This window comes from Pseudomonas sp. 57B-090624 (genome assembly GCF_003234055.1).
GTDB lineage: Bacteria > Pseudomonadota > Gammaproteobacteria > Pseudomonadales > Pseudomonadaceae > Metapseudomonas > Metapseudomonas tohonis.
The window spans coordinates 1-25182 of sequence record NZ_QKRU01000052.1 but is presented as its reverse complement, the minus strand read 5'-3'; the positions used below and the strand labels follow the sequence as shown (position 1 = coordinate 25182).

The window sequence follows — 25182 nt, the reverse complement described above, 5'->3', positions numbered from 1 at the left end:
TTCAAGCGCACCGGCTGTTCTGAGTTGCCAGTCCACCAGCGTACTAGCTTCCGGGGCGATAGCCGGCCCTCGGGGAAAGCACGTACCGGATTAACGCAGCTGATATATCGCCAGCCTTCCGTCTGGGCGACACGCTGGAGGCCACTAACATGCACAAGTTCATTCGTATTATGTTCCTGGAGTAGGACTGAGTGCGTAGACAACTTCTGGAACCGCACTGAATTGCGGTCGAACAGGTCCGGCGCCGCGCTCTTCAGGTGGTCCGGAAGGCGCGTCGGAGCGGGTCGGGGGGGTGTTGTTTCGTGCGACTGCACCATACTCGGGTGGGGTGGCGGTTTTACGCTGCCCAGGCTCGTCGCCAGCCCGAACCACTCTAGCGACGACTTGCCGATCTCGAACGTGAGCTCGGCTAAGCCCCCGCTCCGCACCTCAATGCGCTCCGCCTGAACGTCACCGCTCGGAAGATAAAGGCGAACGAGGTACGAACCCTCGACAAGTGAGATCTGCTGCGGTACGTCGTTGACCCCGAGGGGTACCTTGTGGCTAGGTTCTGTTGTGTCGATACGCGACGCACCCGTCACCTCGACCATTGCCAAAGTTTCAGAGGGCGATTCCCAGCTCGGCGACGATAGCCGAATCGCCAGTACGCCGGTACTCATAACCCAACCTCTGAGGCAGGTGGCACGACGTACTTGCTTGTCTGCCCCAGCACTTGGGTCTTGTCCACGGCGGCGAGGGCTTCGAAGCTGTAGGACCCCGTCGAGAGCGCGACCCACCATGGCGCCGGCGCGGGAGCTCGTTCCTTTCGTCCGCCGATGTGGTCAACATGTGCCAGGATCGCCTGCGGCAACAGGGCCAGATCACGCGTGAATACTTTGACGATCACTTCAGGGACATCGCGCAGCCGGTGAATCATCAACTCCCTACCAGTCTCATGCGGTTGGCAGTATTGTGGCTGCGCCTGGAAGTCCATGCTCGCCACGCATTTGTTGATACCTTCGGCAAGCGCAGGGACCTGCACCTCCCAGTGAGCGCCCTTATCGCGGCTTGCGGGCCCGCGCATGGACTGTAGCAGCCCTTGGGTGAATAGACTGGGCTGGCCCGTTAAACCATACGCAGAAGATGCTAGCCCAGTGGCAAAATACACTGGCACGATTTTGTGCCGTAGTCTGCGGTTTAGGCCGGCGACGGCAATAGGATCACCTGTCGCTCTGTTACCGTAGGTGTCGAGAAAATCATCCGTCGGCGGCGTACGGCAAGCATCGACAAGATGTATCTGATAGTTGGCGCCACAGTGGCGCATGACGCCTAGCCGCATACTGTCGAAAGCAATAGCGTCGGCCATAGGGTTTACGGGGTTACCACCGAAGTCTTCCAGTAGCAAGGTGTTCTCTGCTTCACCAAAGGCGAGTCCGTGTCCGCAGAAGAAGAAAACAGCCATGTTCTCTTGATTCCGGCCGGCACGTCCCATCCACTCTAGTACAGCCTGCCGAACCGAAGGCATCCGTGCTCGCTCGATGGCTTGTGGTACGCCTCCTGCATCTTTGATCGAAACAGGAGCGTCTGCCGAGCAGAGCACCTGAAGTGATCGCAAAGGGCAGACAGGGTTGTGAAAGCCAGCACTAGCATCCATGAACCACGCCGCGAGCTCGCGGACTGACAAAGGCGGAGAGGACAGCTGTCCCATACCCATGTGTAGGGGAAACGGATTCGCAGCATTGCCATCTTTCAGAAACGGATAGTGGCCCACGCCGACTAGCAGCACGTGAGTACCGGGGTCGGTTTGGCCATCGTCGAGTAGCACAGTCATGGGCCCTGATCCTCAGCTCAATGCTGCATCTGGTACGGGCAGACTTTTGGATGGTGCGATTGCTAGCCCCGCACGCGTCCGTAGCGCTGCGTCAGCTAGCGCGTAACCCCAGTTGATAAGACGTCCCTCTGTCAGCCCACCAAAGCCGCTAAGACGCGTGGGGACTTGCGCCAGAGAGTCCGTAATCTTGTTGTCCCCAGCCATCATGAGCGAGTCGGCATAGTCTCCGATTTTCGTGTCCAGGCCCCAGTAGGCTCCGTGGCGTCGACCAGCGGTGAAGTCATCAATCAGCCAACGCTTTCGCAGCGCGCGCGTTTGGTCAATCAGGATGTCGCGAACCCTACCCATCTGCAACGGTGTCTCCGGAGGGGCAAGTTCGATCTCGAAGGGGGCACCGGCGTCGCTAACGAGCACTAGGTCAACCTTGCCAATGAGGGTTTCGAGCCCCATGTTGTCGTACACACCGCCGTCAGCCAACACGATCCGACTACGTAGCTGATCCAGGTGTGGGATATTTTCTCCGTCGGCCCATTTCGCTGGATCAGTCTTGATGATGATTGGCGAGAACACAGGCGGAAAAGCGCTCGATGCAGCGACCGCTTGCGCGAGCGGGATGCTGACACCGCGTGCCACACCTAGCTTCCAGTCGGCCAGCATGTCCTGCCGGATGCGGAAGCTCCGCCCAGTCTGCATGTTAGTGGCATACAGTACAAAACGAGGCTCTCCTGGATTTGCAGGGTCCGGCATGTCGTGGGTGGTCGCCTTGTGGAAGAGATGCTTGTCATAGCAATCTGCTAGATATTCGCCGGCAGACTTGAATGGGGTGACGAGGCCCTTGATGCCAGCCGAGACGTCGATGGTCTTGTCGCACAGTACCCGCAGCGGGTCCGCCACCTCGGCCTTGAAGTTACGAGCATGTCCGGCTACGAAGTCGAGTCGCCGCCAGCGGTGGGCGAGCAACCCGGCTAGGATCGATCCGCCGGAAACACTGGAGATGCGGTCCAGTCTGCCCAGCAGGCCCGCTTCGTTCAGACGCCACAAGCTGCCCAGGCCAAACAAGGCGGCCCGGAACCCGCCACCTGAGAGCGCCAATCCGACTGTCTTGCCGTCGAGAGCCATAGCCTCCCTCCCATGCCTTCGCCCAATTCATGCTAGCAGGCTCTTGAGAAGCTGCCTCTTTAATGTACAGGTAGGCAGCGGTATGAGTTTTTCGAATTCCAGTGGAAGTCGTTACTGGAGAGGCTTTCGTCCTTGCGCTCGAACTTATCCCACACCGGCACGTGCGACTCGACGCCCTTTTCCTCGACCATCCAGGCCAGCATTGAGGCCATGCTATAAGCGGTATTGCCGATGAGGCGCTCTGGCGTGAGATCGAACTGCGCCGGGGCCGCCCCTGGTCGAGCTGAGAGCGTTTCACTCTTGGCCAGGCGTGGCTTACCACGCGCCGATTACCTGCACCCCACCTTCAAGCCAGTGGCCGATTGCCCCTCGGCAAGACGCTCTCGACTCATCATGTTGTTACTCCCTGGGAGGGCTTCCTCTTTATCGTTTGGAGTAGAGCGCCCCAGCGCAGCACGAAACGCCACCAAACAGACGCCACTTTTGCGTCGCAAGAGCCAAAGCAAATGGCTAGACTCCGGAGGATGGCGATCTAACATGATGGGAATCTAGGTTTGACTGAACGGGTTCAACGCGTCGACCTCTCGTACAACCGCCCCAACCTCAGGCACACCGATAGTCAGGTCAAGGTGCTGCGAGGCGACCAGCTCGTCTGGTGGTATGGACCCGTACGGCAAAATACGAAGCCTCGCTCTATACCATTGGTGAAGGTGCACTTCAGACAGCTATTCAATGATGAGCCAGGTCCACGCACCTCGGCCATCGTGCCGCTCAGCAGTTTGCCCCATTATCGTAAAGGCACCATTTGGCGCGACGGTATATGTATCTCCGATACAGACCTGGCCTCGCCGCCCCATACCTTTGATGTCGATTTCGACGAGCGTGGTTGGTCACTCACCTCCAGATCGGACCTAATCAGCCAGGGTAATGCCCATATTTTTCATCACCACGAATACCCATTGCAGTATCAGCATGATCGGACCCGATTGCTCGATTTCAAGCTGGATGATGGAACCAAAAATTTGCTCATTCCCTGCACCGAGTACTTTATTCGTGCTTACGCCAGGAACATGGAGGTTTGCCGGGCCCTAGCCACATTGCGCTGGTCGGACGTGATGTCGGTATTTTTCGATGACTCTCACCGAGACGAGTACCGCTGGCTGGTCAAACCGTCTCCGAAGATGCGCTACTACGATGCCGTCTTCCTCGCCCATCTTTTATACGACGACTATGCAGAACGCCGTATTAGGCACATCAACGCCCAGTTCATTTCGCAAGATCCTTCAGCCCTGATATTCATGGAGGCCACCCCGTGGTTCCGCGGGAAAGGACAGCTTCAATGCCGTGGCAGATGGATCAATGGTGGCAAGACATTCTTGTGCCTGAACTTGGTCGGCTCGAGTCAACCGGAAGGGGAAGAGATCGAATGGCAGACAAAGAAGTTTGACAATAGCGAGGGGAAGGATGGGGGACGCTTGGTATTACCAAGGCCTGTCCGAACAGCGGAAGCCGACGAGTTTCTTAACGAACACTCCCACGCGGCACCGGACAGCCACTCGGAAATTACCATTGTCAAACCGGCACCCTTCAAGATCCTAGGCTCAAAGCGCTCAATCAAGAAAAAGAAGGAAGTAATTCAGACTGATCGTGGCCGGCTCGGCCCACATCCAAATGAGGCAACCTCCCATTCCTCTGGTGAAGGTAGCGGTGCCGGTAAGAACATCGGAAAGCTCGAGCATGTCGCCGATGCCGAAATCGAGACACAGGGTTTCCTCTATGACATCTGGAATGCGTTCAGGTCCATCATGGCGGATAACCCAGATCGGGTGACCAAAGTGAATTGGTACACGCCCCCCAAGTTCCGAGACGAAGGCCCGCCGCAACTAATTACGCTGCGACCGATAATCGACTGGATCCCCAAGAACAAGTCAGACCTAGGATGGGTCTACCTAGATAAGAAAACCGGTAAGTGCCGAGGCTTGATGGTACTGCGCATCGAGGTAGACGGAGAAAACTACTTTTGCTTCGAGATCCAGCCAGTCAAACCTAACAAATCTGAATACTCCGGTGTGTTCATGAAATCCCACGTCGGAACCCTGGAGGAGTTCGATAGTTTCGTTCAGAAGATCTGCTCGCAGATATGCCGTGTTATCGGAAGGTTCAAGAACATGGAGTCATTTTTCCCACCCAGCGCAAAGATTTTCAGGCATCACCAAAAAGATGTAAAGGTGCTCTACCGGAGCCGATTGATCAACGCCTTCAAGGATTTCGACGTAAAGTTGAAATAACTCGACTGGAATGATCTCCGTACTGATAACTGCTCGCTGACGGCACCCAGAGAATCTTCTCTTCGTACGTGACACTGTACCCCGCAACACCCCGATATTCCTGCGACTGGAAAACCAGCTTGCGACGGCTCGCCCTCGCCACATCGTGGAAGTAGGCGAGCCCCTTCACGATCCAGCGTCTCTCGAAGTCGTCATCGGCTATTTCGCTCAACATCGCCACCAGCTCACGCTCAGCCTTCTGCCGCCTGGCTTGGCACAACCAGCGCGCGTCTGGCTTTACCTGCAGCTCCAGTCCGTGACGTTTGTTCAAGTGACCGATGAAACCCGTAACTGCCGCCACCTGGCCAGGCGATCTTCGCCAGAATGACTCAAGCGTTTTTTGTGTAGGTAACGCTCCTAATTTCAGTTGGGCACTTTTGAGGAGATTCGCCGCTGCACGAGCTGCCAGCCTGACAGACCGCAAGTTCGTATCACCTTGCTCCATTCTCGCCTTCAAAACATACACGTACTCGCTCAGTAGCTGAGCCGACCAACTGTCGGTAGGCTCCAACAGAATCTCCGCAATTCGACGCAGCTCCGTGTGCCGGTCACGAAGCTGCGCACTGACCGTGACCACGCCGGTTTCTGTCAGAAAACGCATTGGGTTTTCTGCCTTGCGCAGCCCAGCAGCACCGAAATGCCGTAGGAGCTGCTCGTAAGAAGGTATAGCGTCCCAGCTGGCATCAACTGTCCGGAAGAATCGGTAGTGACCATTGATGCTCAATGCGGCTTTATTCGCACCACTCCGACTCAGGAGCCATTCTCCAAATTGAATAAAGAGTCCAGCGATGCGCTCGCTGCTGAAGCCCTTAACGTTGATCGCTAACCGCTTCCGGAAGAGGCTCTGCCACTGACACACCTCACATTCGCTTTTACGGCCAGCAGGCATGAGTGTGCCGCATGATCGACAAGGATGGTCGGGCTCAGTGGTGCAAGGTTCGCAGCGCACAACCCCATCCTGACCTGTGATTAGCACGCGATAGCGCCGACAGCTCGGACAGGTCGCCATCTTCGGACCACTGCATTTTGGACACTGGCGCAGCCCTGTCGTCTTGCTCCGAGCAAGACGCTGAGAGAGCTTGCCGCAGACATCGCAAGGCTCGGCAACGCGAAAATAAGGCGCGCAGGATTTGCACACACGGCCGTACTCCGTACGCAGGCCTGTTTCAAATTCGACCTTTCCACACCTTACGCATGGCCCAGCTCGCTCACAGACGGGGCAATTAGCAGCTTGATCAAAGACCGGGAGCCGAGCCAAATCACCGCACTTTGGGCACATGCGCCGTTTGAAAAGCCGTGGATAGCATGTCTCGCAGTATCGCTTGCTCGCGTAAACCTTTTTGGCTTTGACCATCTCGCGTCCACATCCATCGCAGCCCGCCTGGGTGGAGGTGTCATGAGATGCCATTTCTACGCGTCCTTCTCTGCAATCGATGCCACATATGCCAGACCTCAAGAGGCTCGCGGGTGCGTCCAAAAACTGGCCGAGCAAGCTTGTGCCGGGTGTGCTGACTTAGCACCGAGACCATCTGCATTAGGATCTCGGGCACACCGGTGACAGGCAGTGGAAAAGCAGTCACGGGCAGCTTAGTCTCCGTTGCGAGCTCCACAAACCTTTCTGGGCCAGCCTGCATTATCACCCAAGCTTGTCCCAACAGCCCTGCACGCTCAGCGGGTGCTGCATACTCGAACGGTAATCCCAGCGACGAAGATTTCAACCGCGCCAGATCTACACCGATTCTCTCGCAGAACAATCGCGATCCGGCCGATGGTTGCCGCGCCACCGTCTCCAGATAGCTGACCATGACCCGAGCAACGCACATCCACTCTGAAAAACTCAACGCTACTTGACCATAAAAGATGGTCGACTGGCGGCGCGCATCGACAAAGTTTTGGAAGGCCAGAGCCGTATCAACTACTGGCACAGGCGGCGCACGATCCAGCGATTGACCACAGTGATGACACTCGGACAACTTACCATCAACTCCAAGCCGGCCAGGCTGTATCGCCGAATGGCAACTAGTGCAACGATCAATCAGCAACACATGGTGCCAAGGGCAGGCCGTGTGCCATGCCAGTCGGTATTGCTGCCGATAGTGGGGAATAGGGCCCGCCATGCAATGTGGACAACACAACAGCCCACCTGCTCGCGTACGACTCCGACAACCCAACGGCAGAATCCAAGGCCACCACGATGAATTATGAACAGCAGCATTGGGGTGCAGCATTAGCACAATAGGCCATAGCGTAGTGGCCAAGAGCATTTCCGCGCTCAGACCGGCCATACTTGCCAGAGCTGCTAGGTTCGCCCATGGATGCGGACGATCAAGATCGCAAGTCCATGCGCGAGTACCAGGCCAAACAACGCGAGTCAAAGTGTCAGGCCGGCACCCATGGGCTAGGGCGGTTCTCACCAACCAGGAAGAAAGCAACTCATCGGGCAGCAGCGTTGGAGTAAGTGGCCAACGGGGATCTACACAACGCGCTCCCGAATGCCACGTGTAGGACGTTTCCACGACTTACTCTCGATGAGTTGTCGGTCGATACACTCCTTACCAGAATTGATTGCTTCCGTAGCACATTCGAGCAGCAGCCCGTGTAAGTCCCCAGTGTTGCCGCCCGAGATGGAATGGACCAACTGAGCTATCTCGGGCTTATAGAGGCCCGAGGGCTGTTTTAGCGGCAGCACGGCTTCAAACGCCTTCAGCAATCGCTGGAAATCCGCATTCAGCTTCCAAGTTTCTAGCTTGATGACATCAAAACGGCTGGCATGCTGTGGATCCAGATGAAGGATCTGTACAGCATCTGGAGTTCCTACGCCGACAATCGGGATAACCAGAGTGTTGCACAGCATCTTAAGTGCGTTCATGACCTCTCGCTGCTTCGTGGCGGAGCCGGTGAGCATCGAGTGAACCTCATCGATGATCAACATTCGCACCTTGAGCTCACGCAGCGCGTGGATTACCTGAAACCTCAGCGTGACCTTGGAATCGGTCGTTTTGTATGGCATCCACATCCGGTCGAGGATGGCAATGTAGAGGTCTTTCTCCTCTGCAGACGGAGGGGCCTCAGCCAAAATGATCGGCCTTACTGGCTCAGAGTTCTCGTCGACGTAGCCTTGGCCATGCGTTTTCTCGAAATGCCGGACAATCGTGGTCTTGCCATTATTCGGATCACCGACGATGAGCATGTTTGGCATGCGCGGCCGTTTGGGAGCCTCAAGCAGACACTCAAGGCTATCCAGGATGTGGTGGGCCGCCTTGTAACCAATCCAACGAGGCTCACCCATAAAGCGAATGCGCTCCCGAGCAGATAGCTGCAGCACAGGCCTGAAGTCGGCGTGCAGATGTGCGTACTCAGTCATTGGATATCACCAATCAGATCAACGTCTTCGAGCAACAACCCTTCGTCTCTAGGAAGCGAAGACGCCACTTCCACGGGCGCTTTGATGGGATGAGCCGGTGTGGTGTTTTTACTGTGCACCTTGTGCTTCTGGGCATCACGACGTGCCTTCTTGGTACTCGCAGCGGCCTCGTTAACGAGCTGGCGACGCTCTAAGATCAGCCTGCCGATCAAGGCCTCATCAATGTGCTGACGACCTTCATCGACCGCCTGTTTCTTCGCCGCACGAAACTCCCACAACGTCGCTGCGGGGAAGGCCTGGTTAGCCACAGGCACACGGAAGTACTGCTTGAGCACGGGGTCGTAGAACCAGATGACGCTGATGTCACGTGGGTCTCGCCTGAAAACAAATTTGCGAGCCTGCCCGGTTTCAGGATCCGTAGCCCCGATCCAATGACGTAAAGCCTCCGAGTAGTAGTAGACATCCAACTGAACGCCATAATGCTGGACTGTTCGACGGTACGAAGGCATGAAGTCCAATTGCACAGTTAGTGGGTCTGCTGGCCGTGGCGGAATACTCACTAACGCATCGGCTTCACGACTACCGAAGAAACCAAGATGCCATTTGCGCGCGGGACTCATGTAGAGCGATGAGTGAACGCGGTTGTGGTACAGAATGATGGTGCGAACCAGCCACTCTTCAAAGTCACTCATCGTGAGCGCGGCATGCTTGTCAGAGTCGTAGCCGTCCCTATCAGGAACGTTGCTATGCGTTGTACCCGGCAGCTCGTGCAACTCCCTCATGAATGTGCCGAGAAGACGTTCAATATGGCCCCCGTATTTAGGCCGCTTCACCGGTCGGAACTGGTTCTCGATGTTGTAGTTAGCACACGAACGGCGGAAGTTTTCGGCCTGAAAGTCGGGCCCGTTATCCGTGTGTACCACGCGAGGGAAGCCCCATACCGGCCACTCACCTTTCACATTGTGAAGGTTCAACCAAGCCTCCTTTGGCAGTATCGAGTGCGCCAGGCACATGCCAACGGAGATCTCGGAAGGATCCTCCAAAGCCAAGTAATAGCCAGTGATCATCCGAGAGTGGACGTCAATCGCCAAGCTCAGCCATAGACGGCCGATTGGCTTACGATGCCGGTCATCCACAATGATCAGGTCAACTGGGGTGTGGTCGATCTGGACGACTGCTAGGGGATAGTCGGCACCGGGGAACTTGCCTACGGAAGGTGTGTACTGATTCCGAGCCTTGTCAGCGTAACCGCGTCTGCGCAGCTTGATCTTCTCGGGAATGCGCTTGATCCGAGCTCTGATAGCTGAAGCGCTGGGTGGCTTAATACCAAGCGCTTTGGCCTGCATTTCGATTTCAGCGATGGTCGATTGAACCGTTCTGCGCTGAATAGTTAGGTAGTGCTGGTCGATTACATCATCAATTAGCTTGTCAGCCTGGACGGTCAATCGGCTATTGCCCGACTGCCAACCCCGTTTGCGCGGGACTAGAGCCAGTACCTCGTGCCAGCTCTGATACCGTTCAAGCCACCGGTAGAGCGTGGAGGTATCGACGCCCACCTCCCTGGCTCGCGCCTCTACGCTGCCCCTGGGCAAGGTCGAGTCGCGCAATAGAGGTTTGATTGCCGAAAAGCGCTGCTGTGCTACCGCCCACTCATCAGAGCTGATCGTCGAGACGTCGTAGTTGACGTACAGGCCATCGACTCGATCTTGTTCGACAGGCTGTAGTTCGGCGATCCGGAGCGACACGCTCCGGCCTGTCTCGACTTCGACACCGACGACATTCTGAAAATCGAGCAGTTGGACGATCCGGAATATCTGTTTGTCGCAGCGAACCATTTCGCCCACCTCAACCCGGATGCGCTCCCTAGAGGGTTCGAACGGAACGAAATGCTCATCTGTGTCGATTTCATAGATGTTCATGGCGTGGCCACCCAAAGCTCAAGATATTCGTTCAGAGGCTCGGTGATATCACACTCAACTCGGCCAGTTGCGATCAGGTGCCACAACAACGCCACACCGCGATCGCGGTATACGCCTTTGAAATGGCGTGCCAACAGGTAGTGCACAGGGGCGAATTCCATTTCGTGGAGCGTTTTCAGAACCATATCGATGTCTTCTCGATCAAAGTTCAATCGCTCGAAACGCTCCAGGAATGTGATGTTGTCGAGCGGCAGCCCACGAATGCGCGACTCGTCATAAATGCTGAAAGTCCAACCTTCCCCTCGCGCGTAGCGGCGTGCTGCCTTCCATTTACCGAGCCAGGCCCGCCAGTTCTTACGCCACTCGTAGGTGGGTTTCACCTCAACAAGCATCGGCTTGATGTAATCCATGTAGTCAATGCCGGCTGGCTGGCGATAGTGCACAAGGAAATCGGGAGTGTAGGTCTGAGCTCGCCCGAGCGAGTCAATGAAGTCAACACGGACTGGCTGGGCAATTACTGACTCGACCCGGTGTGAGAACCTCATCCGCTTAAGGAAATCACGCTCAAGCAACGACTCGAACGGCACACCTCCTACGCCACGGAAGGGCAAGAACCCTGAGACGCTACGACGTGTCGGCTTGATTGGGCGGACCGGCTTAATCTGGTCGCAACTATTTCGAGTCATTCTTAATCCTATCGCATCCAATTCGGATATTTTTCGCGTCTATTAGTGCAATCAAGAACGGGGTTCATAGGCCTCTAGCGTAGTAGTTTCGCAGCTATTTCGTAATCCTACAACCGGGCTGTCGGCGCTCATCAGGAAGCGCGTGCCCATGGCGATGCCTTCGGCGCCCAGGGCCAGGGCCGAGACCAGGCCGCGCCCGTCCTTGAAGCCACCGGCGGCGACCACCGGCACGTCCACGGCGTCCACCACCTGGCCGAGGAGGATGGCGGTGGGCACCGAGCCGGTGTGGCCGCCGCCCTCCCCGCCCTGCACGGTCACCGCGTCGGCGCCCATCTCCACGGCCTTCACCGCGTGCTTGAGCGCACCGACGGTGGGGATGCAGACCACGCCGGCCTCCTTGAGCCGGCCGATCATCGCCTTGCCCGGCGAGCGGCTGTAGCTCACCGCGCGCACGCCGTGCCGGAGCACCAGCTCGACGATCTGGCCGGCGTTGGCCTGGTACATGTGGAAGTTGACGCCGAAGGGCCGGTCGCTGAGGCGCTGGGTCTGCAGGATGGCCTCTTCCATGCGCCCCGGCTCGATGGTCGCCCCGGCGAGGAAGCCGAAGCCCCCGGCGTTGCCGGTGGCGGCCACTAGCCTGGGGTCGGCGACCCAGCCCATGGCGGTCTGGATGATCGGGTAGCGACAGCCGAGCAGGCGGGTCAGGCGCGTTTCGAGGGAGATCGCCATCAGGCCTCCGACGGGCTGCGCTGGGACTGGGCCATGGCGCGGGCGTCGTAGCCGCCCAGCCTGTCGCCGCTGACCAGCTCGTTGTGGGCGTGGGCAAAGTGGTGCAGGCCGAACACCATGTCCATGGTGGCGCGCTTGCCCATCAGGTCTTCGGCGTTGTTCACCGCCTGCTTGGTGAGCTGCAGGCCCAGCCGCGGCATCTGCGCGATGCGCCGGGCCACGTCCAGGGTCACGTCCAGCAGCACGTCGCGCGGCACCACCTTGTTGACCATGCCCATCTGCCAGGCGCGCTCGGCGCCCATGCGCTCGCCGAGGAAGAGGAATTCCTTGGCGATGCGCGGGTTGAGCTCGTGCACATGGGCGAAGTACTCGACGCCGGGAATGCCCATGCGCACCACCGGGTCGGAGAAGAAGGCGTCCTCCGAGGCGATGATCAAATCGCAGACCCAGGCCAGCATCAGGCCGCCGGCGATACAGGCGCCCTGGACCATGGCGATGGTCGGCTTGGGCATGTCGCGCCAGCGCCGGCACATGCCCAGGTACACCTCCTGCTCGCGGGCATAGAGGAACTCGCCGCCCGGCTTGCCGACGTGGTCGTACCAGAGGCTGGCGCGCTCGAAGCTCTGGTCGACGTCGCGCCCCGGGGTGCCGATGTCGTGCCCGGCGGAGAAGTGCTTGCCGGCGCCGGCGAGGACGATGACCTTCACCGCGTCGTCGTCGCAGGCGCGGCGGAAGGCGGCGTCCAGTGCGTAGGTCATGCGCGAGTTCTGCGCGTTGTGGTACTCGGGGCGCTGCATGGTGACCAGGGCCAGCGGGCCCTGCACCTCGTACTGCACCACCGCTTCTTCGGTCTGCTCGTGCTTCATGGGGGGGCTCCGCCTCAGTGGACCGTGGCCCGGGCGCGCACGCCCGGCGGGTTGTCCTTGAGCTGGCTGGCGCGCAGGTTGTGCGGGTCCAGCTGCTGGATGAGGATCAGTTGTTCGAGGGTCGGCGCCGCCGTGGTGGGGATCTTCTTCGGCACGTGCAGCGGGAAGGAGGTGGCGTCCAGCACCTCCTCGACACTGACGCCGGGGTGCAGCGAGCGGATGCGCATCTGCCGCTCGGGGCCGTGGAAATCCAGCACGCAGAGGTCGGTGACGATGAGGCGGATGTCGATCTCGTCCAGCGACCAGCCCTGCGCCAGGCGCGCCGGGTTGTAGCCCACCGAGGCCACCACATCCACCTCGCCGTCGACGAACACGCGGCGGTTGTGGCTGGCCACCAGGAAGGAGTTGGCGTGGCTGATGGAGTTGCCGGGCAGGCCGCGCACGCCGAGCATCTGCGACGTCGGCCGGGCGTGATCACCGATGCAGGAGATGTTGGCCTGGCCGTAGCGGTCGATCTGCACCGGGCCCACCAGGGCATGGCGCTTGCCGCTCCAGACGTTGTCGAAGATGCGCGAGAAGCCCATCCAGCTGTCGTAGCGCGGCTGGTAGCCGTCGCGCGGGCCCAGCGGCACGGGCTCGGCGACCATGAAGGCTTCGGAGTCGGTCATCATCAGCCGCGCGTTGCTGTTGAGCATGGCCAGGGACGCGGCCAGGCGCTGCAGCACGCCGATGCCGGTGGCGAGCACCTCGCCGTCGTCGGCGAAGGCTTCGGCGGCTGCGCAGATCATCAGCTCGGCAAGGCTGTAGGGTTGTTTGGTGGCGGTCATCTCGGCCTCCTCGATGTTCGATTCAAAAAACCGGGAGTGGCAGTTGGCGGATGGCGTTGAGCCCGCCGACCCGGGCGAGGTATTCGTCCTCGCCGCAGTTCACGTAGCGCTCCATGTAGTCGAGCCAGCCGTCCGGCTCGGCGGCCGAGGCGACGTAGGCCTTGAAGTGCGAGGTATCGAAGCCGTACAGCGGCGCGCAGGACGAGGGGTGCGCCCCGCCCGGCAGGTGCACCACGGCGCTGGTGCAGTTGCGCTCCCAGAACACCTGGCGGGCGCGCATCGGGTCCTGGTGGAACCAGTCGCTGGCCACCAGCTCGTCGCAGCTGACATAGGCCTTGTCGGCGGCGCGCACGAAGAGGTCATCCATGTAGTGGTCCGGCCCGGCGATCTGGCACACGCCACGGGCATCGGCGCGGTCGACGTGGACCAGCGCGGCGTCCAGCTTCAGGGCCGGCATGGCGACCCAGTCGCGGCTGTCGTCGTAGGGCGAGGTCACCAGCTTGAGCTGCGGGTTGAGGCGCAGCACGTCGGTGCCCAGGCCCACGGCGGTGGGGATGAAGGGCACGCCCATGGCGGCGGCCTTGAGGCCGAGCAGGAGCATGCCCTCGTCGATCTCCATCACCTCCACGGCGCCGGCCTGGCGGGCCTTGCGGAAGTAGGGTTCGAGGGGGATGAAGTCCAGCGAGACGAAGGCGTACACCAGCCGGCGCACCTTGCCGGCGGCGCAGAGCATGCCGAGGTCGGCGCCGCCGTAGGCGACCAGGGTGAGGTCCTTGAGGCCGGAGCGGAGGATCTCGCGCACCAGGGCCATGGGCTTTCGGCGCGGGCCCCAGCCACCGATGCCGAGGGTCATGCCGTCGCGCAGCTGGGCGACCGCCTCGGCTGCCGTCATGCGTTTGTCCATGGGGTGCTCCTTAGCGCCGACCGATGCTGAAGTCGTGGCCCCAGTGGCTGACCACGGTGCTCTCGAAGGGGGTGTGGGCTTCCCAGTCCATGACCTTGCCGCCGCAGCCGTATTCCAGGTCGAAGCCGGCGGGGGTCTGCATGTAGAAGCTGGTCATCCCGTCGTTGACGTGGCGGCCGAGGGTGGCGGAGAGCTTCACCTCGTGGGCGAGCATGCGGTCGTGGGCGCGGCCGACGTCGTCCAGGCTGTTGACCTCCACCATCAGGTGCACGCAGCCGGAAGGGATCGGGCATTCGAACAGCGCCAGCGAGTGGTGCCGCGCGTTGTTGCAGTGGAGGAAGTGGATGCGTTTCTCAGGCTCCGCCGGGTCGGGGGTGAAGCGCACCTTCATCAGGTCCGACAGGCCGAAGCCCATCACCCGCTCGTAGAAGTCCAGGCAGCGGTCGAAGCTCGGTGCCGGCAGCACCGCGTGGCCCATGCCCAGCGCGCTGGTGACGAAGCCGGAGACGCCAGCCGGGGAGACGAAGGGCGCGAAATCCTGCAGCGGGCCCCAGAACAGCTCGTGGCGGTTGCCGTCCGGATCGGCGAAGCGCGCCAGCGCCTGCACCTTGCGCGCGGCGGCCTCGGCGGCGCTGCCGCGTTGCACCTGCACATCGGCGGCCTGCAGCTCGGCGATGGCCTGCTCGAACTGCGCCTTGCCGGCCACTTCCCAGCCGCAGGCGCCGTAGCCGTCACGGTCGGCGCGCTCCACCAGGATGCGGTAGGCGCGCTCGTCCATCTTCAGGAACAGCCGCTCGGCCGTGGCCTCCACCATCATGCCCAGCACGTCGGTGGCGTACCGCTGCCAGCGTTGCAGGTCTGTCGAGGCTACGGTGACGTACCCCAGGCCACGGATGTCCATGCGCTTCTCCTCATCGTCGTTATCGCCGCACACGGGGCGCGGGCTCTATGGGACCGATTAAATCGGCTGCACCGGGAGGGGGCATCGTCCGATGGGACTAGCGCGAAAGGCGCATGGCGCGGGGGTTGCGGAGGCGTGCCTCGCAGGATGGGTAGAGCTCCGCGAAACCCATCATGGCGCGCGCAAGAAACGCTCGGAGCATCGGGCTCGGGAATTGCGGAACCCCGTACAACCCGACAAATCCGTGCACGAGGCCAGGCGCGCCCGGGCATGACCGCTGCGTAGGGTGGAGGTCGCTTTCTACCTCCACCAGGCGGAGTCGAGCGCGGCACAGGTGCATGCCTGAGCTCCGCATGGATGGGTTTCGCACAGCTCGCGGCAACGTTCCCTCATCGGCAGACATCGGCTGCGGTGTCGATGAAGGGTTCGAAGGCCGGGGGCTCCGGCAACTCGCCGGCGAAGTGGTGATCGAAGCAGCGGACGCGGGTGCCCGCCGCGAGCAGGCGCATGGCATCCGCACGGTTCGGCTCGTGGGCGACGTTCAGCACCGTCACCCGCGCCCCTGCCTCGGCCCGCACCGCTGCAGGGCGCAGAGGCCGTCCGCATCGCCCTTGAAAGCACGGTGCTCACGCATGCCCGTCCCCCTCAGCGCATCAGCTCGCCGCCGTTGGCATCGAGCTGCGCACCATTGATCGCGCTGGCGTAGTCGGAGGCCAGGAACAGTGCCGCACGGGCGCACTCCTCGTCGCCCGGCATGCGCCCGCCGGGAATCCCCGCGGTGAACTCGGCGCGCACCTGTTCCTCGCTGACGCCCCGCGCGGCGGCCGCCTGGCGTACATGGGCCTGCACCGGCTCACCCCACATCCAGCCACAGGCCAGAGCGTTGACCCGCACGCCGTGCCCGGCCAACTCGTTCGCCAGGTAGCGCACCGCCACCGTCAGCGCGCCCTTGGAGATCGCGTAGGCGCCGCCCCCCGCATAGGGTTGGTGCACGCCGAGGGTGCTGATCATGACGATGGCGCCGGAGCCCTGGACCTTCATCTGCGGCAGTACCGAGCGACTCAGCTTCAGCGAGCCGAAGAGGTTGACCTCCAGCGCCTCCTGCAGCGACTCATCGGCGCAACCTTCCAGGGGCTCGAAGCCGCCGTGGGCGTAGGCGCTGTTGACCAGTGCGTCGATGCGCCCGAAGCGCTCCATGGTGGCGGCGGCGAACGCGCGGCATGCGGCCTCGTCGCTCACGTCGGTGGGTTGCCAGAGCACCTGGCAGCCGGTGCCCAGGGCCTGGATGCGCTGCTCGGCCTTGCGCAGGCTCACCTCGCTGCGCGCGCAGATGGCCACCCCGCGGGCGCCCGCACGGGCCGCCTCCAGCGCCAGCTTGATGCCCATGCCGGGGCCGATGCCGGAAATCATCACCACCTTGTCATTCAGCAACATGTTCCTGTCCTCCTGTTCCTGTAGCCGCCAGGCAGCGGTCAGCCCGCCAGGTAGCGGGCGCGGTACTGGCCGTAGTCGCGCGCCAGGCGCGCTTCGTCGAGGCCGAAGACGGCCGCGTCGTACTGGTGCTCGGCGCGCTTGTCGCGGCCGTTCGCCGCCAGCCAGGCGGCCATGGCCGCGCGCAGCTCGGGCGCCAGGTCCAGCCCGGCGAAGCGGTAGACCCGCTCGACCACGCCCAGCGGGTCGCTCACCGTGTCCTCGAAGTGGACGTCGAGGAAAGCCCCCGCCGGCATCTGCTCGCGCACCCGCATGCCGTGGCGCAGGGCCCGGGCCATGCGGCTGTTCCACTGCTCGCCGACCTCGGCCGGGTCCGCCCGGTCGCTGTAGATCTGCCAGAGGGTGTGGATGAAGCTGGCCAGGGAAGGAATGGTCTTGCCCGGGTCGCGATGGGTGAGGATCACCTGGGCGCGCGGGAAGACCCTGAACAGCAGTTCGAGGGTGTGCAGGTGCTGCGGGCTCTTCAGCAGCCAGCGACGCCCCGGCGCGATGCCCCGGCGCGCCTGCTGCCATTGCAGGAACTGCAGCATCTTCTTCAGGTAGGCATACACCTGGGTCTGGTCCTGGCGGTCGAGCCAGGCGGTGTAGCCCGGCACGTTGACGTAGGAGTCCATGGCGCAGAGGAAGGCGTGCTCCATCAGCATGAACTCCTCGTCCGGCTGCTCGGCATCCAGCGGGTGGATGCCGAGGATCTGCGGCACGAACTCGATCATGGCGGCGACCTCCGCCCGCGCCCGACCGATCCGCTCGCCTGGGTGCGCCAGGCTCTCTTCGGGCAAGGGGGCCGGGTAGCGGGTTTCCCACCACTGCGCCTTGCTGAACTGCGGGTCCACCGCCAACAGGCGCTGCAGCAGCGTGGTGCCGGTGCGCGGCAGGCCGACGATGACCAGTGGATCGTCGACGCGCTGCCGGAGTATCTCCGGGTAGCGCTTGCAGTGGTCTTCGATCACCAGCCGGTTGGCCAGCTGCGCCACCAGTTTCTCCCGCAGCAGGGCACGTCCCTGGTCGGAGAGACGGGCTTCCTCGTGCAGGGCGCGCCCCAGCACCCGCAGGGCTTCGCGGAAATCACCGGGGCCGAAGTCGTCGAGGCCGCCGGTGCGGGAGCGGGCCTCGGCCAGCAGGCTGTCGAGGGCGAAGGCGTCGGCCGCCATCATCGGAATGCTCATTGCAGCTCCTTCAGGTGATCGAGCTTGACCAGGCGGGTGGTGGGATGGACCGGCCGCTCGGCGCCTACCCAGCGCAGGCAGTAGGTGCCGGCGGCGTGGCCCGCGGTCTGAAGCCAGTTCGGCAGGCCCGGGTCGCGGTGACTCAGCACCATGCGCACCGCACCGTGCCCGTCGGGTTGCGCCGAGTGCTTGTTGAGGCAGATCCGGTGGTGCCGGTAGTCGAGGGACTCCATCCAGTAGTTGTTGATCTGCAGGTTCCAGAAGTCGCAGGCGGGTATCGGGTCGACGTCGATCAGCAGCGCCTCGTCGTCGGCCAGGGACCAATAGCCGTGGTAGTAGAAGATGTTCGGATCGCCGCCCACCGACTGGCACAACGCCTGGTCCGCCGGCGGCAACTGGTTGGGTCGCGCCTGGTAGTCCCGGGCCCAGTCGGCGAACAGGCGGGCGGTGTTCTCGACGAAGCCGGCGACCCGCTCCAGGCTCTGGTGCAGACGCTGGGCGCTGAGGGGTTCGGGCTGCTGGCGGCGATCCAGGCGTTCGATGCGCAACTGCGCGGGCTGCTCAGCGGCGCGGTCGAGGAAGGTCTGGCGCACGATCAGCGCGTTGCTCTCGGGTTGCAGAGGCAACCAGTTGCCGCTGGCCGGAGGCGTCTGGCTGAGGATGATCTCGAAGCTGCCATCGTCCTCCAGCTGCAACTGGCCAGCATCGATGAAGCCGGTCTGGATCATCTTGCCGTCGCTTTCGTAGCCGCCCTTCTGGGTGCCGAAACTCAGGTAGGCCACGCTGCCGCGACGGCCACTGACGCGGTATGCCCACCGGCCGTTCAAGCGCGCGTACTGGTAGAGGTTGTCTGGATTGTCGGCGCCGATCTTGGCCGTCTCGTGGGACGGCGAGAAGAAGCCGGGGAAGTCCGGGTCGGCGAACTCCAGGTGCATTTCCAGGGCGATGCGCAGCAGGCGGGTGAGGTATCGGAAGCCCTCGGCGCGGGTCTGGCCGTCACGGGGGGCCTCGGCCCGCAGTATCTGTTCGCCACTGCGCTTGAGCTGGTCGCAGAAATCGCACCAGACCTGCCCACTCAGCACCTGCTGTTCGATTCCATCTGTCGTCACGTCGGTTTCCTCTAGTCCGGCGGGCACCCCGCCCCTGGGGCAACCTTAGGAAGCCCGGCGCTGCGAATTCTTCGTCCGGGCGGACTAAGACCGACGGCCAAGGCCCTGCCCACGGCGCTCCGACCGCGCGGCAGAGGTGGGGTGCGCCGTGCGCACCGGGGCCCTCGGTGCCGTGATCTCGGTGCTCGCCGAGCCGGCCGCCAGCCCGGATGCAATCGGGGAAGCGCGGTGCAGGGCATCCCCTCGGGCTTGCATGCCGCAACGCCACCTCGTCCACCCGGACGAGGAAACGGGCAGGGAGAGGGTCGAGCATCGGCCGGATCGGCGCCGCATGGTGCGGCGCCACGCATGCTCCTGGAACGTCCCGATGCCTGAAGAAAAGAACCTGGTGCGGTCGCTGACCGTGGACATCGCCGCCCCCGCCGAGCAGGTCTGGTCGGTGCTGGTGGACCTGCCGCGCTACCCCGAGTGGAACCCCTTCACCGTGAAGGTGGAGTCCAGCCTGCGCCTGGGCGAAGCGGTGAACCTGTACCTGCCCGACCCGGTCCGGCCCGGTGAACTGATGCATGTGGTGGAGTGGCTTGCCGACTTCGCACCGCCCCGGCTGCTGGCCTGGGAGATGCACGCCAGTGTCGACAACCCCGACGCCGCCCGGCGCGAGCAACGGATCGAGGCCACCGGCCCGGCCCGTTGCCGCTACCACACCACCGACCTGTTCCTGGGGCCCACCGCCGACCGGGTGATGCAATTGCACGGTCCCTGGGTCAAGCAGGGCTTCGATGCGGTCGCCCTGGCCCTCAAGGCGAGGGCTGAAGCGCTCTTCGCCGCCGGCCGCTGAAACCTTGTCCGGTCGGACGAAGAACCGGGAGCAACGCATTCCCTAGCGTGGAAGAAGCCGGCCCGCTCCCTGCGGCGCCGGCTCCATCCAACGGAGGCAAGCGATGCTCACTCACCTAGAACGGCTGGAAGCGGAAAGCGTCCAGATCATCCGCGAAGTGGTCGCCGAGTGTGAAAACCCGGTGATGCTCTACTCCATCGGCAAGGACAGCGCGGTCATGCTGCACCTGGCGCTGAAGGCCTTCGCCCCGGGCAAGCCGCCCTTCCCGCTGCTCCACGTGGACACCACCTGGAAGTTCCGCGAGATGATCGACTTCCGCGACCGGACCGCCCAGCGCCTGGGCCTGGAGCTGCTGGTGCACATCAACCCGGAAGGCATCGAGCGCGGCATCAACCCCTTCACCCACGGCTCGGCCCTGCACACCGACATCTGGAAGACCCAGGGCCTCAAACAGGCCCTGGACCACCATGGCTTCGACGCGGCCTTCGGCGGTGCGCGGCGTGACGAAGAGAAGTCCCGCGCCAAGGAGCGCGTGTTCTCGATCCGCTCGGAGCAGCATCGCTGGGACCCCAGGCAGCAGCGCCCGGAGCTCTGGCGCCTGTACAACACGCGCAAGCGCAAGGGCGAGAGCCTGCGGGTGTTCCCGCTGTCGAACTGGACCGAACTGGATATCTGGCAATACATCTACCTCGAACACATCCCCATCGTTCCCCTCTACTTCGCCAAGGAGCGCCCGGTGGTGCGCCGCGAGGGCACGCTGATCATGGTCGACGACGAACGCCTGCCGCTGCTTGGCGGCGAAACCCCGGAACTGCGCAAGGTCCGCTTCCGCACCCTCGGTTGCTACCCGCTGACCGGCGCGATCGACAGCGAGGCCGACTGCCTGTCGTCGATCCTCCAGGAAATGCTGGTAAGCCGTACATCCGAGCGCCAGGGCCGACTGATCGACAGCGACTCGGCCGGTTCCATGGAGAAGAAGAAGCAGGAGGGTTATTTCTGATGAACGCCATTCCCAATCTGGACCAGTACCTCGACCAACAACAGCGCAAGGACCTGCTGCGCTTCATCACCTGCGGCAGCGTCGACGACGGCAAGAGCACCCTGATCGGACGCTTGCTGTACGAATCGAAAGTGCTCTTCGACGACCAGCTCGGCCAGCTGGAAGCCGACTCGAAGAAGCTCGGCACCCAGGGCGGCGAGCTGGACTTCGCCCTTCTGGTGGACGGCCTGGCCGCCGAGCGCGAACAGGGCATCACCATCGACGTCGCCTACCGGTTCTTCACCACCGACACGCGCAAGTTCATCGTCGCCGACACCCCCGGCCACGAGCAGTACACCCGCAACATGGTCACCGGCGCGTCCACCGCCGACCTGGCGGTGATTCTCATCGACGCCCGCCAGGGCCTGTTGCCGCAGACACGCAGGCACAGCTACCTGGTGTCCCTCCTGGGCATCCGCCAGGTGCTGGTGGCGGTGAACAAGATGGACCTGATGGACTACTCCGAGGAGGTCTTCGAGCGTATCGAGGCCGACTACCGCAGCTTCGCCGCGAAGCTCGGCCTCATCGACATCCAGTGCATCCCGCTGTCCGCACTCAAGGGCGACAACCTGTTGCAGCGCAGCGAAGCCATGCCCTGGTACCAGGGCCCGAGCCTGCTCCAGCACCTGGAGACCGTGCCGCTGGAAACCACCCGGCCCGATAGCGCGAGCTTCCGCCTGCCGGTGCAATGGGTGAACCGGCCGAACCTGGACTTCCGTGGCTACTCGGGCAACGTGGCGGCGGGCAGCATCCGTGTCGGCGAGCGCATCCGCGTGCTGCCGTCGGGCCGGCAGAGCCGCGTCACCGGCATCCTCGGCATGGCCGGCGAGCAAGGGGAAGCCAGCTACGGGCAGGCCGTGACCCTGACCCTGGAAGACGAGATCGACATCAGCCGGGGCGACCTGATCGCCCTGGCCGACGCACCACCCGCAGTCGCCGACCAGTTCGAGGCCACCCTGGTGTGGATGGGCGAGGAACCGCTGCTGCCCGGTCGCCCCTACCTGATGAAGATCGGCTGCCGGACCCTCGGCATGAGTTGCGCGGCCCTCAAGCACAAGGTCAACGTCAGCAGCCTCGAGCATCTGGCGGCCAAGACCCTGGAGCTGAACGAGATCGGCGTGTGCACCATCGGCCTGGACCAGCCGATCGCCTTCGATGCCTATGCCGACAATCGCGACACCGGGGGCTTCATCGTCATCGACCGGCTGAGCAACCAGACTGTCGCCGCCGGCCTGCTGCACTTCGCCCTGCGCCGCGCGCAGAACGTGCACTGGCAGGCCATCGACGTCAACCGCCGGGCCCACGCCGCGCTCAAGGGGCAGACGCCGCGCATCCTCTGGTTCACCGGCCTGTCCGGAGCCGGCAAGTCGACCATCGCCAACCTGGTGGAGCGCAAGCTGCACGCCCTGGGCCGGCACACCTACCTGCTCGACGGCGACAACCTGCGCCATGGTCTGAACCGTGACCTGGGCTTCAGCGAAGCCGACCGCGTGGAGAACATCCGCCGGGTGGCCGAAGTGGCCCACCTGATGCTGGATGCCGGGCTGATCACCCTGGTGGCCTTCATCTCGCCATTCCGCGCCGAACGCGAGATGGCGCGCGGGCTGGCAGGCGCAGGGGCGTTCCTGGAAATCCACATCGACACGCCCCTGGAGCTGGCCGAGCGCCGCGATCCCAAGGGGCTGTACCAGAAAGCCCGGCGCGGCGAACTGAAGAACTTCACCGGCATCGACTCGCCCTATGAACCACCGCTGGCGCCGGAGCTGCATATCGATACCCGCCGCGAATCGGCCGAGGAGGCGGCCGAGCGCATAGTCGATTACCTGCTGGCGCTCTGAGCCCCACAGGGTGCGCCGCTCGCACCGGAACCGCCATGCGCATCCCCGGTGTGCACGGCGCGCCCTGGGCCCATTCGCCGGCCATCCGGGCCTACTAGGCCGAACGGACGATTTATCCACGGCCCCGCCCGCCAATACTCGCCCTGTCCAGCTCCACGACCAGAACAAGAGAGGCGCGGATGCACGATCTCGAACAGCACCATGAATGGGCGGGAATGAGCACCCGCGAATTCAGCGAGCTGCTGTCGCTGACCTACCGTGGCCCGCTCGAACCCACGCCCTGGGCGAGCCTGCTGGAGGCGCTGCGCCTGCGCTTCGACGCCGCCTACCTCACCCTGGTCCTGCGCAATCCCGCCCACCAGCGTCCGGGGCTGATCGTCAACGCCTCGATCCACGGGCCGCACCTGCCGGGAGAACCCTCCTACAGCGAGCACTACTACTCGATCTGCCCCTTCCTCGACTGGCCGACCCACCGGGTGGCCAGCGCGGACGAGGTCCTGGGCAGCCAGGCCTGGAAGGCCCACGCCTTCTACCGCAACTACCTGCGGCCCCTCGACCTGCGCTACGTGCTGGTGGCCAACATGCGCACCGCCGCCGGCATGCACTGCGCGCTGTTCGCCTGCCGCAATCACGCCGCGCGGGACTTCGACACCGCCGAGCGAGCACTGGTCGCACTGCTGCTGCCCCACCTGCGACAGGCGGTGGACCTGCACTCCAGGGTCGACCAGCTGGACTCGGAGCGTCTTCTCTATGCCGCCACCATTGACCGCTTGCTGGTGGGCACGGCCATTCTCGACGAGGCGGGTAAGGTCATGCGCAGCAACCAGGCCGCGCAGCGCCTGTTCGCCGCCCGCGATGGCATCGAATGCCGGCAGGGCAAGCTCCATGCCTTCGCCGGCCAGGACAATCGCAACCTGCAGCGTGCCATCCTCGCCGTGCTGCAATACCACCAGCACGGCAAGTACGACTGCGTCGAGGTGCTGCCCCTGGTGCGCCCCACCGGAGAGGTGCCGCTCAACGTGCTGCTACGCCCCATCGCCCTGAACTACGAAGGCAGGGGCAGCGAACAGCGGCCGGCACTGGTCGTGTTCATCCGCGACCCGAGCGACTCGCCGCAGGCCTCGCGGCGCCTCTTGCGCAGTCTGTTCCAGCTGACCCGCACGGAAACCGAAGTGGCGATGCTGATGATGGACGGCCTGACCCTCGACGAAAGCGCCGAGCGTCTCGGCGTCTCGCGCAATACCGTGCGCGCGCATCTACGCGGGGTGTTCGCCAAGACCGGGGCGACCCGCCAGGCGCAACTGGTGAAGACCCTGCTCAACAGCCTGGCGTCAATGGCCTGAAGCCTATGGGCGCGAGTCCATCGACGACTGGAATGGCTCTCTCAGCCGGCGCCCTCCTCCGCCCCCGTGCGCACGGCGCCGCCTTCGCGTGCCGCAGGGGCGCCCGGACGCGATCCGCGAGCCTTCGGCAGTACTGAGGCGGGGCGGAGGACTCAGGAGGCCAGATGGCGCAAGGCATCCTTGGTCACCTTGCCGGCCGCATTGAGCGGCATCGCCTCCAGCACCCGAACGCGACGCGGGACCTTGTAGTTGGCCATGTGCTCGCGGCACCAGGCGAGGAAGGCGTCGGTGTCGAGGCGCTGCCCGCCGGCGGGCAGGAGGAAGGCCATGGCCACCTCGCCCAGGCGCTCGTCGGGGACACCTATCACCGCAGCCTGGGCCACGCCCGGGTAGGTGAGGATCACCTGCTCGATCTCCGCCGGGTACACGTTGAAGCCACCGGTGATGAACATGTCCTTGATGCGGTCGGTGATGCGCAGGTAGCCCTGCTCGTCGAGCACGCCGACGTCGCCGGTGTGCAGCCAGCCCTCGGCGTCGATGGCCTCGCCCGTGGCCTCGGGGTTGTTGAAGTAGCCCTTCATCAGGTTGTAGCCGCGCACCAGCACCTCGCCCGGCTGGCCCGGCGGCACCGGGTGGCCGGCGGCGTCGACGCAGCGCACCTCGACGCCGGGAAAGGCGCGGCCGGAGGTGGTGGCGATCACTTCCGGCGCATCGCCGGGGCGGCAGATGGTGACGAAGCCGCAGGCCTCGGTGAGGCCGTAGGCGGTGACGATGGTTTCGAAGCCCAGCTCGCTGGCCATGCGCCGGACCATCTCCACCGGCACCGAGGCGGCGCCGGTGACGGCCACGCGCAGGCTGGAGAGATCAAAGCGCTCGCGGCCGGGGAAGCCGAGGATGCTCTGGTAC

General features: G+C 63.1%; 21 protein-coding genes and 2 pseudogenes. 5 read left to right on the top strand and 18 right to left on the bottom strand.

The window, feature by feature from the left end; translation table 11 throughout:
* Positions 1-655: 655 nt before the first annotated feature.
* From DMX10_RS22405 to DMX10_RS22395, 3 genes and pseudogenes are all read right to left on the bottom strand, one after another.
* Entirely contained in the window at positions 656-1810 is a 1155-nt protein-coding gene (locus DMX10_RS22405) for a caspase family protein (RefSeq protein WP_146603043.1), read from the bottom strand.
* 12 nt (positions 1811-1822) lie between these two features.
* Positions 1823-2929, bottom strand: coding sequence for a patatin-like phospholipase family protein (locus tag DMX10_RS22400; protein ID WP_111263146.1), 1107 nt, complete (start codon positions 2927-2929; stop codon positions 1823-1825).
* A gap of 74 nt (positions 2930-3003) precedes the next feature.
* Positions 3004-3192 (bottom strand): annotated as a pseudogene (locus DMX10_RS22395) (IS5/IS1182 family transposase); the annotation flags it as partial.
* Positions 3193-3483: 291 nt separating this feature from the next.
* Between DMX10_RS22395 and DMX10_RS22390 the strand changes: the two are divergent.
* Entirely contained in the window at positions 3484-5217 is a 1734-nt protein-coding gene (locus DMX10_RS22390; protein ID WP_111263145.1) for a hypothetical protein, read from the top strand.
* Here DMX10_RS22390 and DMX10_RS22385 read toward each other — a convergent pair.
* The 14 genes and pseudogenes from DMX10_RS22385 to DMX10_RS22315 form a co-directional block, all read right to left on the bottom strand.
* Entirely contained in the window at positions 5189-6145 is a 957-nt protein-coding gene (locus tag DMX10_RS22385; protein WP_256604847.1) for a hypothetical protein, read from the bottom strand. The genes DMX10_RS22390 and DMX10_RS22385 overlap by 29 nt on opposite strands.
* Positions 6146-6650: 505 nt before the next feature.
* Positions 6651-7772: a TniQ family protein gene (locus DMX10_RS33705; protein WP_111263143.1), complete on the bottom strand. Its 1122-nt coding sequence runs from the start codon at positions 7770-7772 to the stop codon at positions 6651-6653.
* Positions 7730-8620, bottom strand: a complete 891-nt coding sequence (locus tag DMX10_RS22375; RefSeq protein ID WP_034022698.1) for a TniB family NTP-binding protein — start codon at positions 8618-8620, stop codon at positions 7730-7732. Before DMX10_RS22375 ends, DMX10_RS33705 begins: the two co-directional genes overlap by 43 nt.
* Positions 8617-10539 carry a Mu transposase C-terminal domain-containing protein gene (locus tag DMX10_RS22370; RefSeq protein WP_111263142.1) on the bottom strand — a complete coding sequence of 641 codons (1923 nt, stop codon included), beginning with the start codon at positions 10537-10539 and terminating at the stop codon, positions 8617-8619. The genes DMX10_RS22375 and DMX10_RS22370 overlap by 4 nt, the downstream gene beginning before the upstream one ends.
* A complete protein-coding gene (locus DMX10_RS22365; RefSeq protein ID WP_111263167.1) occupies positions 10536-11084 on the bottom strand; it encodes a TnsA endonuclease N-terminal domain-containing protein in 549 nt (182 codons plus the stop codon). The genes DMX10_RS22370 and DMX10_RS22365 overlap by 4 nt, the downstream gene beginning before the upstream one ends.
* 252 nt (positions 11085-11336) lie before the next feature.
* Positions 11337-11954, bottom strand: a pseudogene (locus DMX10_RS22360) (NAD(P)H-dependent flavin oxidoreductase); the annotation flags it as partial.
* Positions 11954-12820: an enoyl-CoA hydratase gene (locus DMX10_RS22355; protein ID WP_111263141.1), complete on the bottom strand. Its 867-nt coding sequence runs from the start codon at positions 12818-12820 to the stop codon at positions 11954-11956. The pseudogene DMX10_RS22360 and the gene DMX10_RS22355, both read right to left, overlap by 1 nt.
* Before the next feature lie 14 nt (positions 12821-12834).
* Positions 12835-13647, bottom strand: a complete 813-nt coding sequence (locus tag DMX10_RS22350; protein WP_111263140.1) for a CoA-transferase subunit beta — start codon at positions 13645-13647, stop codon at positions 12835-12837.
* Positions 13648-13669: 22 nt separating this feature from the next.
* Positions 13670-14551: a CoA transferase subunit A gene (locus DMX10_RS22345; RefSeq protein WP_111263139.1), complete on the bottom strand. Its 882-nt coding sequence runs from the start codon at positions 14549-14551 to the stop codon at positions 13670-13672.
* A gap of 10 nt (positions 14552-14561) precedes the next feature.
* Entirely contained in the window at positions 14562-15452 is an 891-nt protein-coding gene (locus DMX10_RS22340; protein WP_111263138.1) for a VOC family protein, read from the bottom strand.
* 389 nt (positions 15453-15841) lie between these two features.
* On the bottom strand, positions 15842-16006 hold the full coding sequence (locus tag DMX10_RS22330; protein WP_178082997.1) for a hypothetical protein: 165 nt from the start codon (positions 16004-16006) through the stop codon (positions 15842-15844).
* 91 nt (positions 16007-16097) lie between these two features.
* Positions 16098-16886, bottom strand: a complete 789-nt coding sequence (locus DMX10_RS22325) for an SDR family oxidoreductase (RefSeq protein ID WP_111263136.1) — start codon at positions 16884-16886, stop codon at positions 16098-16100.
* Positions 16887-16924: 38 nt separating this feature from the next.
* On the bottom strand, positions 16925-18109 hold the full coding sequence (locus DMX10_RS22320; RefSeq protein ID WP_111263135.1) for a sulfotransferase: 1185 nt from the start codon (positions 18107-18109) through the stop codon (positions 16925-16927).
* A complete protein-coding gene (locus DMX10_RS22315; RefSeq protein ID WP_111263134.1) occupies positions 18106-19218 on the bottom strand; it encodes a DUF1214 domain-containing protein in 1113 nt (370 codons plus the stop codon). Before DMX10_RS22315 ends, DMX10_RS22320 begins: the two co-directional genes overlap by 4 nt.
* Positions 19219-19585: 367 nt before the next feature.
* Between DMX10_RS22315 and DMX10_RS22310 the strand changes: the two genes are divergently transcribed.
* From DMX10_RS22310 to DMX10_RS22295, 4 genes are all read left to right on the top strand, one after another.
* Positions 19586-20056 (top strand): SRPBCC domain-containing protein, encoded by a 471-nt coding sequence (locus DMX10_RS22310; RefSeq protein ID WP_111263133.1) that lies wholly within the window; start codon positions 19586-19588, stop codon positions 20054-20056.
* 85 nt (positions 20057-20141) lie between these two features.
* Positions 20142-21056 (top strand): sulfate adenylyltransferase subunit CysD, encoded by a 915-nt coding sequence (gene cysD / locus DMX10_RS22305; protein WP_218281332.1) that lies wholly within the window; start codon positions 20142-20144, stop codon positions 21054-21056.
* Positions 21056-22933, top strand: coding sequence for a sulfate adenylyltransferase subunit CysN (cysN, locus tag DMX10_RS22300; RefSeq protein ID WP_111263131.1), 1878 nt, complete (start codon positions 21056-21058; stop codon positions 22931-22933). Before cysD ends, cysN begins: the two co-directional genes overlap by 1 nt.
* 179 nt (positions 22934-23112) lie before the next feature.
* The gene (locus DMX10_RS22295) at positions 23113-24276 is read left to right on the top strand and encodes a helix-turn-helix transcriptional regulator (RefSeq protein ID WP_111263130.1); all 1164 of its coding nucleotides are present in this window, start codon (positions 23113-23115) and stop codon (positions 24274-24276) included.
* A 152-nt stretch (positions 24277-24428) separates the two neighbouring features.
* On the opposite strand, the gene DMX10_RS22290 is transcribed toward DMX10_RS22295, so the two are convergent.
* Positions 24429-25182, bottom strand: a 754-nt coding sequence (locus tag DMX10_RS22290) for an AMP-binding protein (RefSeq protein ID WP_146603042.1), incomplete at its 5' end; no start/stop codon positions are given.

Excerpts from the sequence above, each read along its gene's own strand:
- DMX10_RS22320 (WP_111263135.1), bottom strand. The coding sequence starts at position 18,109 with ATGAGCATTCCGATGATGGCGGCCGACGCCTTCGCCCTCGACAGCCTG.
- DMX10_RS22295 (WP_111263130.1), top strand. The coding sequence starts at position 23,113 with ATGCACGATCTCGAACAGCACCATGAATGGGCGGGAATGAGCACCCGC.
- DMX10_RS22370 (WP_111263142.1), bottom strand. The coding sequence starts at position 10,539 with ATGAACATCTATGAAATCGACACAGATGAGCATTTCGTTCCGTTCGAA.
- cysN (WP_111263131.1), top strand. The coding sequence starts at position 21,056 with ATGAACGCCATTCCCAATCTGGACCAGTACCTCGACCAACAACAGCGC.
- DMX10_RS22405 (WP_146603043.1), bottom strand. The coding sequence starts at position 1,810 with ATGACTGTGCTACTCGACGATGGCCAAACCGACCCCGGTACTCACGTG.
- DMX10_RS22385 (WP_256604847.1), bottom strand. The coding sequence starts at position 6,145 with ATGCCTGCTGGCCGTAAAAGCGAATGTGAGGTGTGTCAGTGGCAGAGC.
- DMX10_RS22375 (WP_034022698.1), bottom strand. The coding sequence starts at position 8,620 with ATGACTGAGTACGCACATCTGCACGCCGACTTCAGGCCTGTGCTGCAG.
- DMX10_RS22355 (WP_111263141.1), bottom strand. The coding sequence starts at position 12,820 with ATGAAGCACGAGCAGACCGAAGAAGCGGTGGTGCAGTACGAGGTGCAG.
- DMX10_RS22310 (WP_111263133.1), top strand. The coding sequence starts at position 19,586 with ATGCCTGAAGAAAAGAACCTGGTGCGGTCGCTGACCGTGGACATCGCC.
- DMX10_RS22350 (WP_111263140.1), bottom strand. The coding sequence starts at position 13,647 with ATGACCGCCACCAAACAACCCTACAGCCTTGCCGAGCTGATGATCTGC.
- DMX10_RS22340 (WP_111263138.1), bottom strand. The coding sequence starts at position 15,452 with ATGGACATCCGTGGCCTGGGGTACGTCACCGTAGCCTCGACAGACCTG.
- DMX10_RS22345 (WP_111263139.1), bottom strand. The coding sequence starts at position 14,551 with ATGGACAAACGCATGACGGCAGCCGAGGCGGTCGCCCAGCTGCGCGAC.
- DMX10_RS22400 (WP_111263146.1), bottom strand. The coding sequence starts at position 2,929 with ATGGCTCTCGACGGCAAGACAGTCGGATTGGCGCTCTCAGGTGGCGGG.
- DMX10_RS22325 (WP_111263136.1), bottom strand. The coding sequence starts at position 16,886 with ATGTTGCTGAATGACAAGGTGGTGATGATTTCCGGCATCGGCCCCGGC.
- DMX10_RS22365 (WP_111263167.1), bottom strand. The coding sequence starts at position 11,084 with ATGAGGTTCTCACACCGGGTCGAGTCAGTAATTGCCCAGCCAGTCCGT.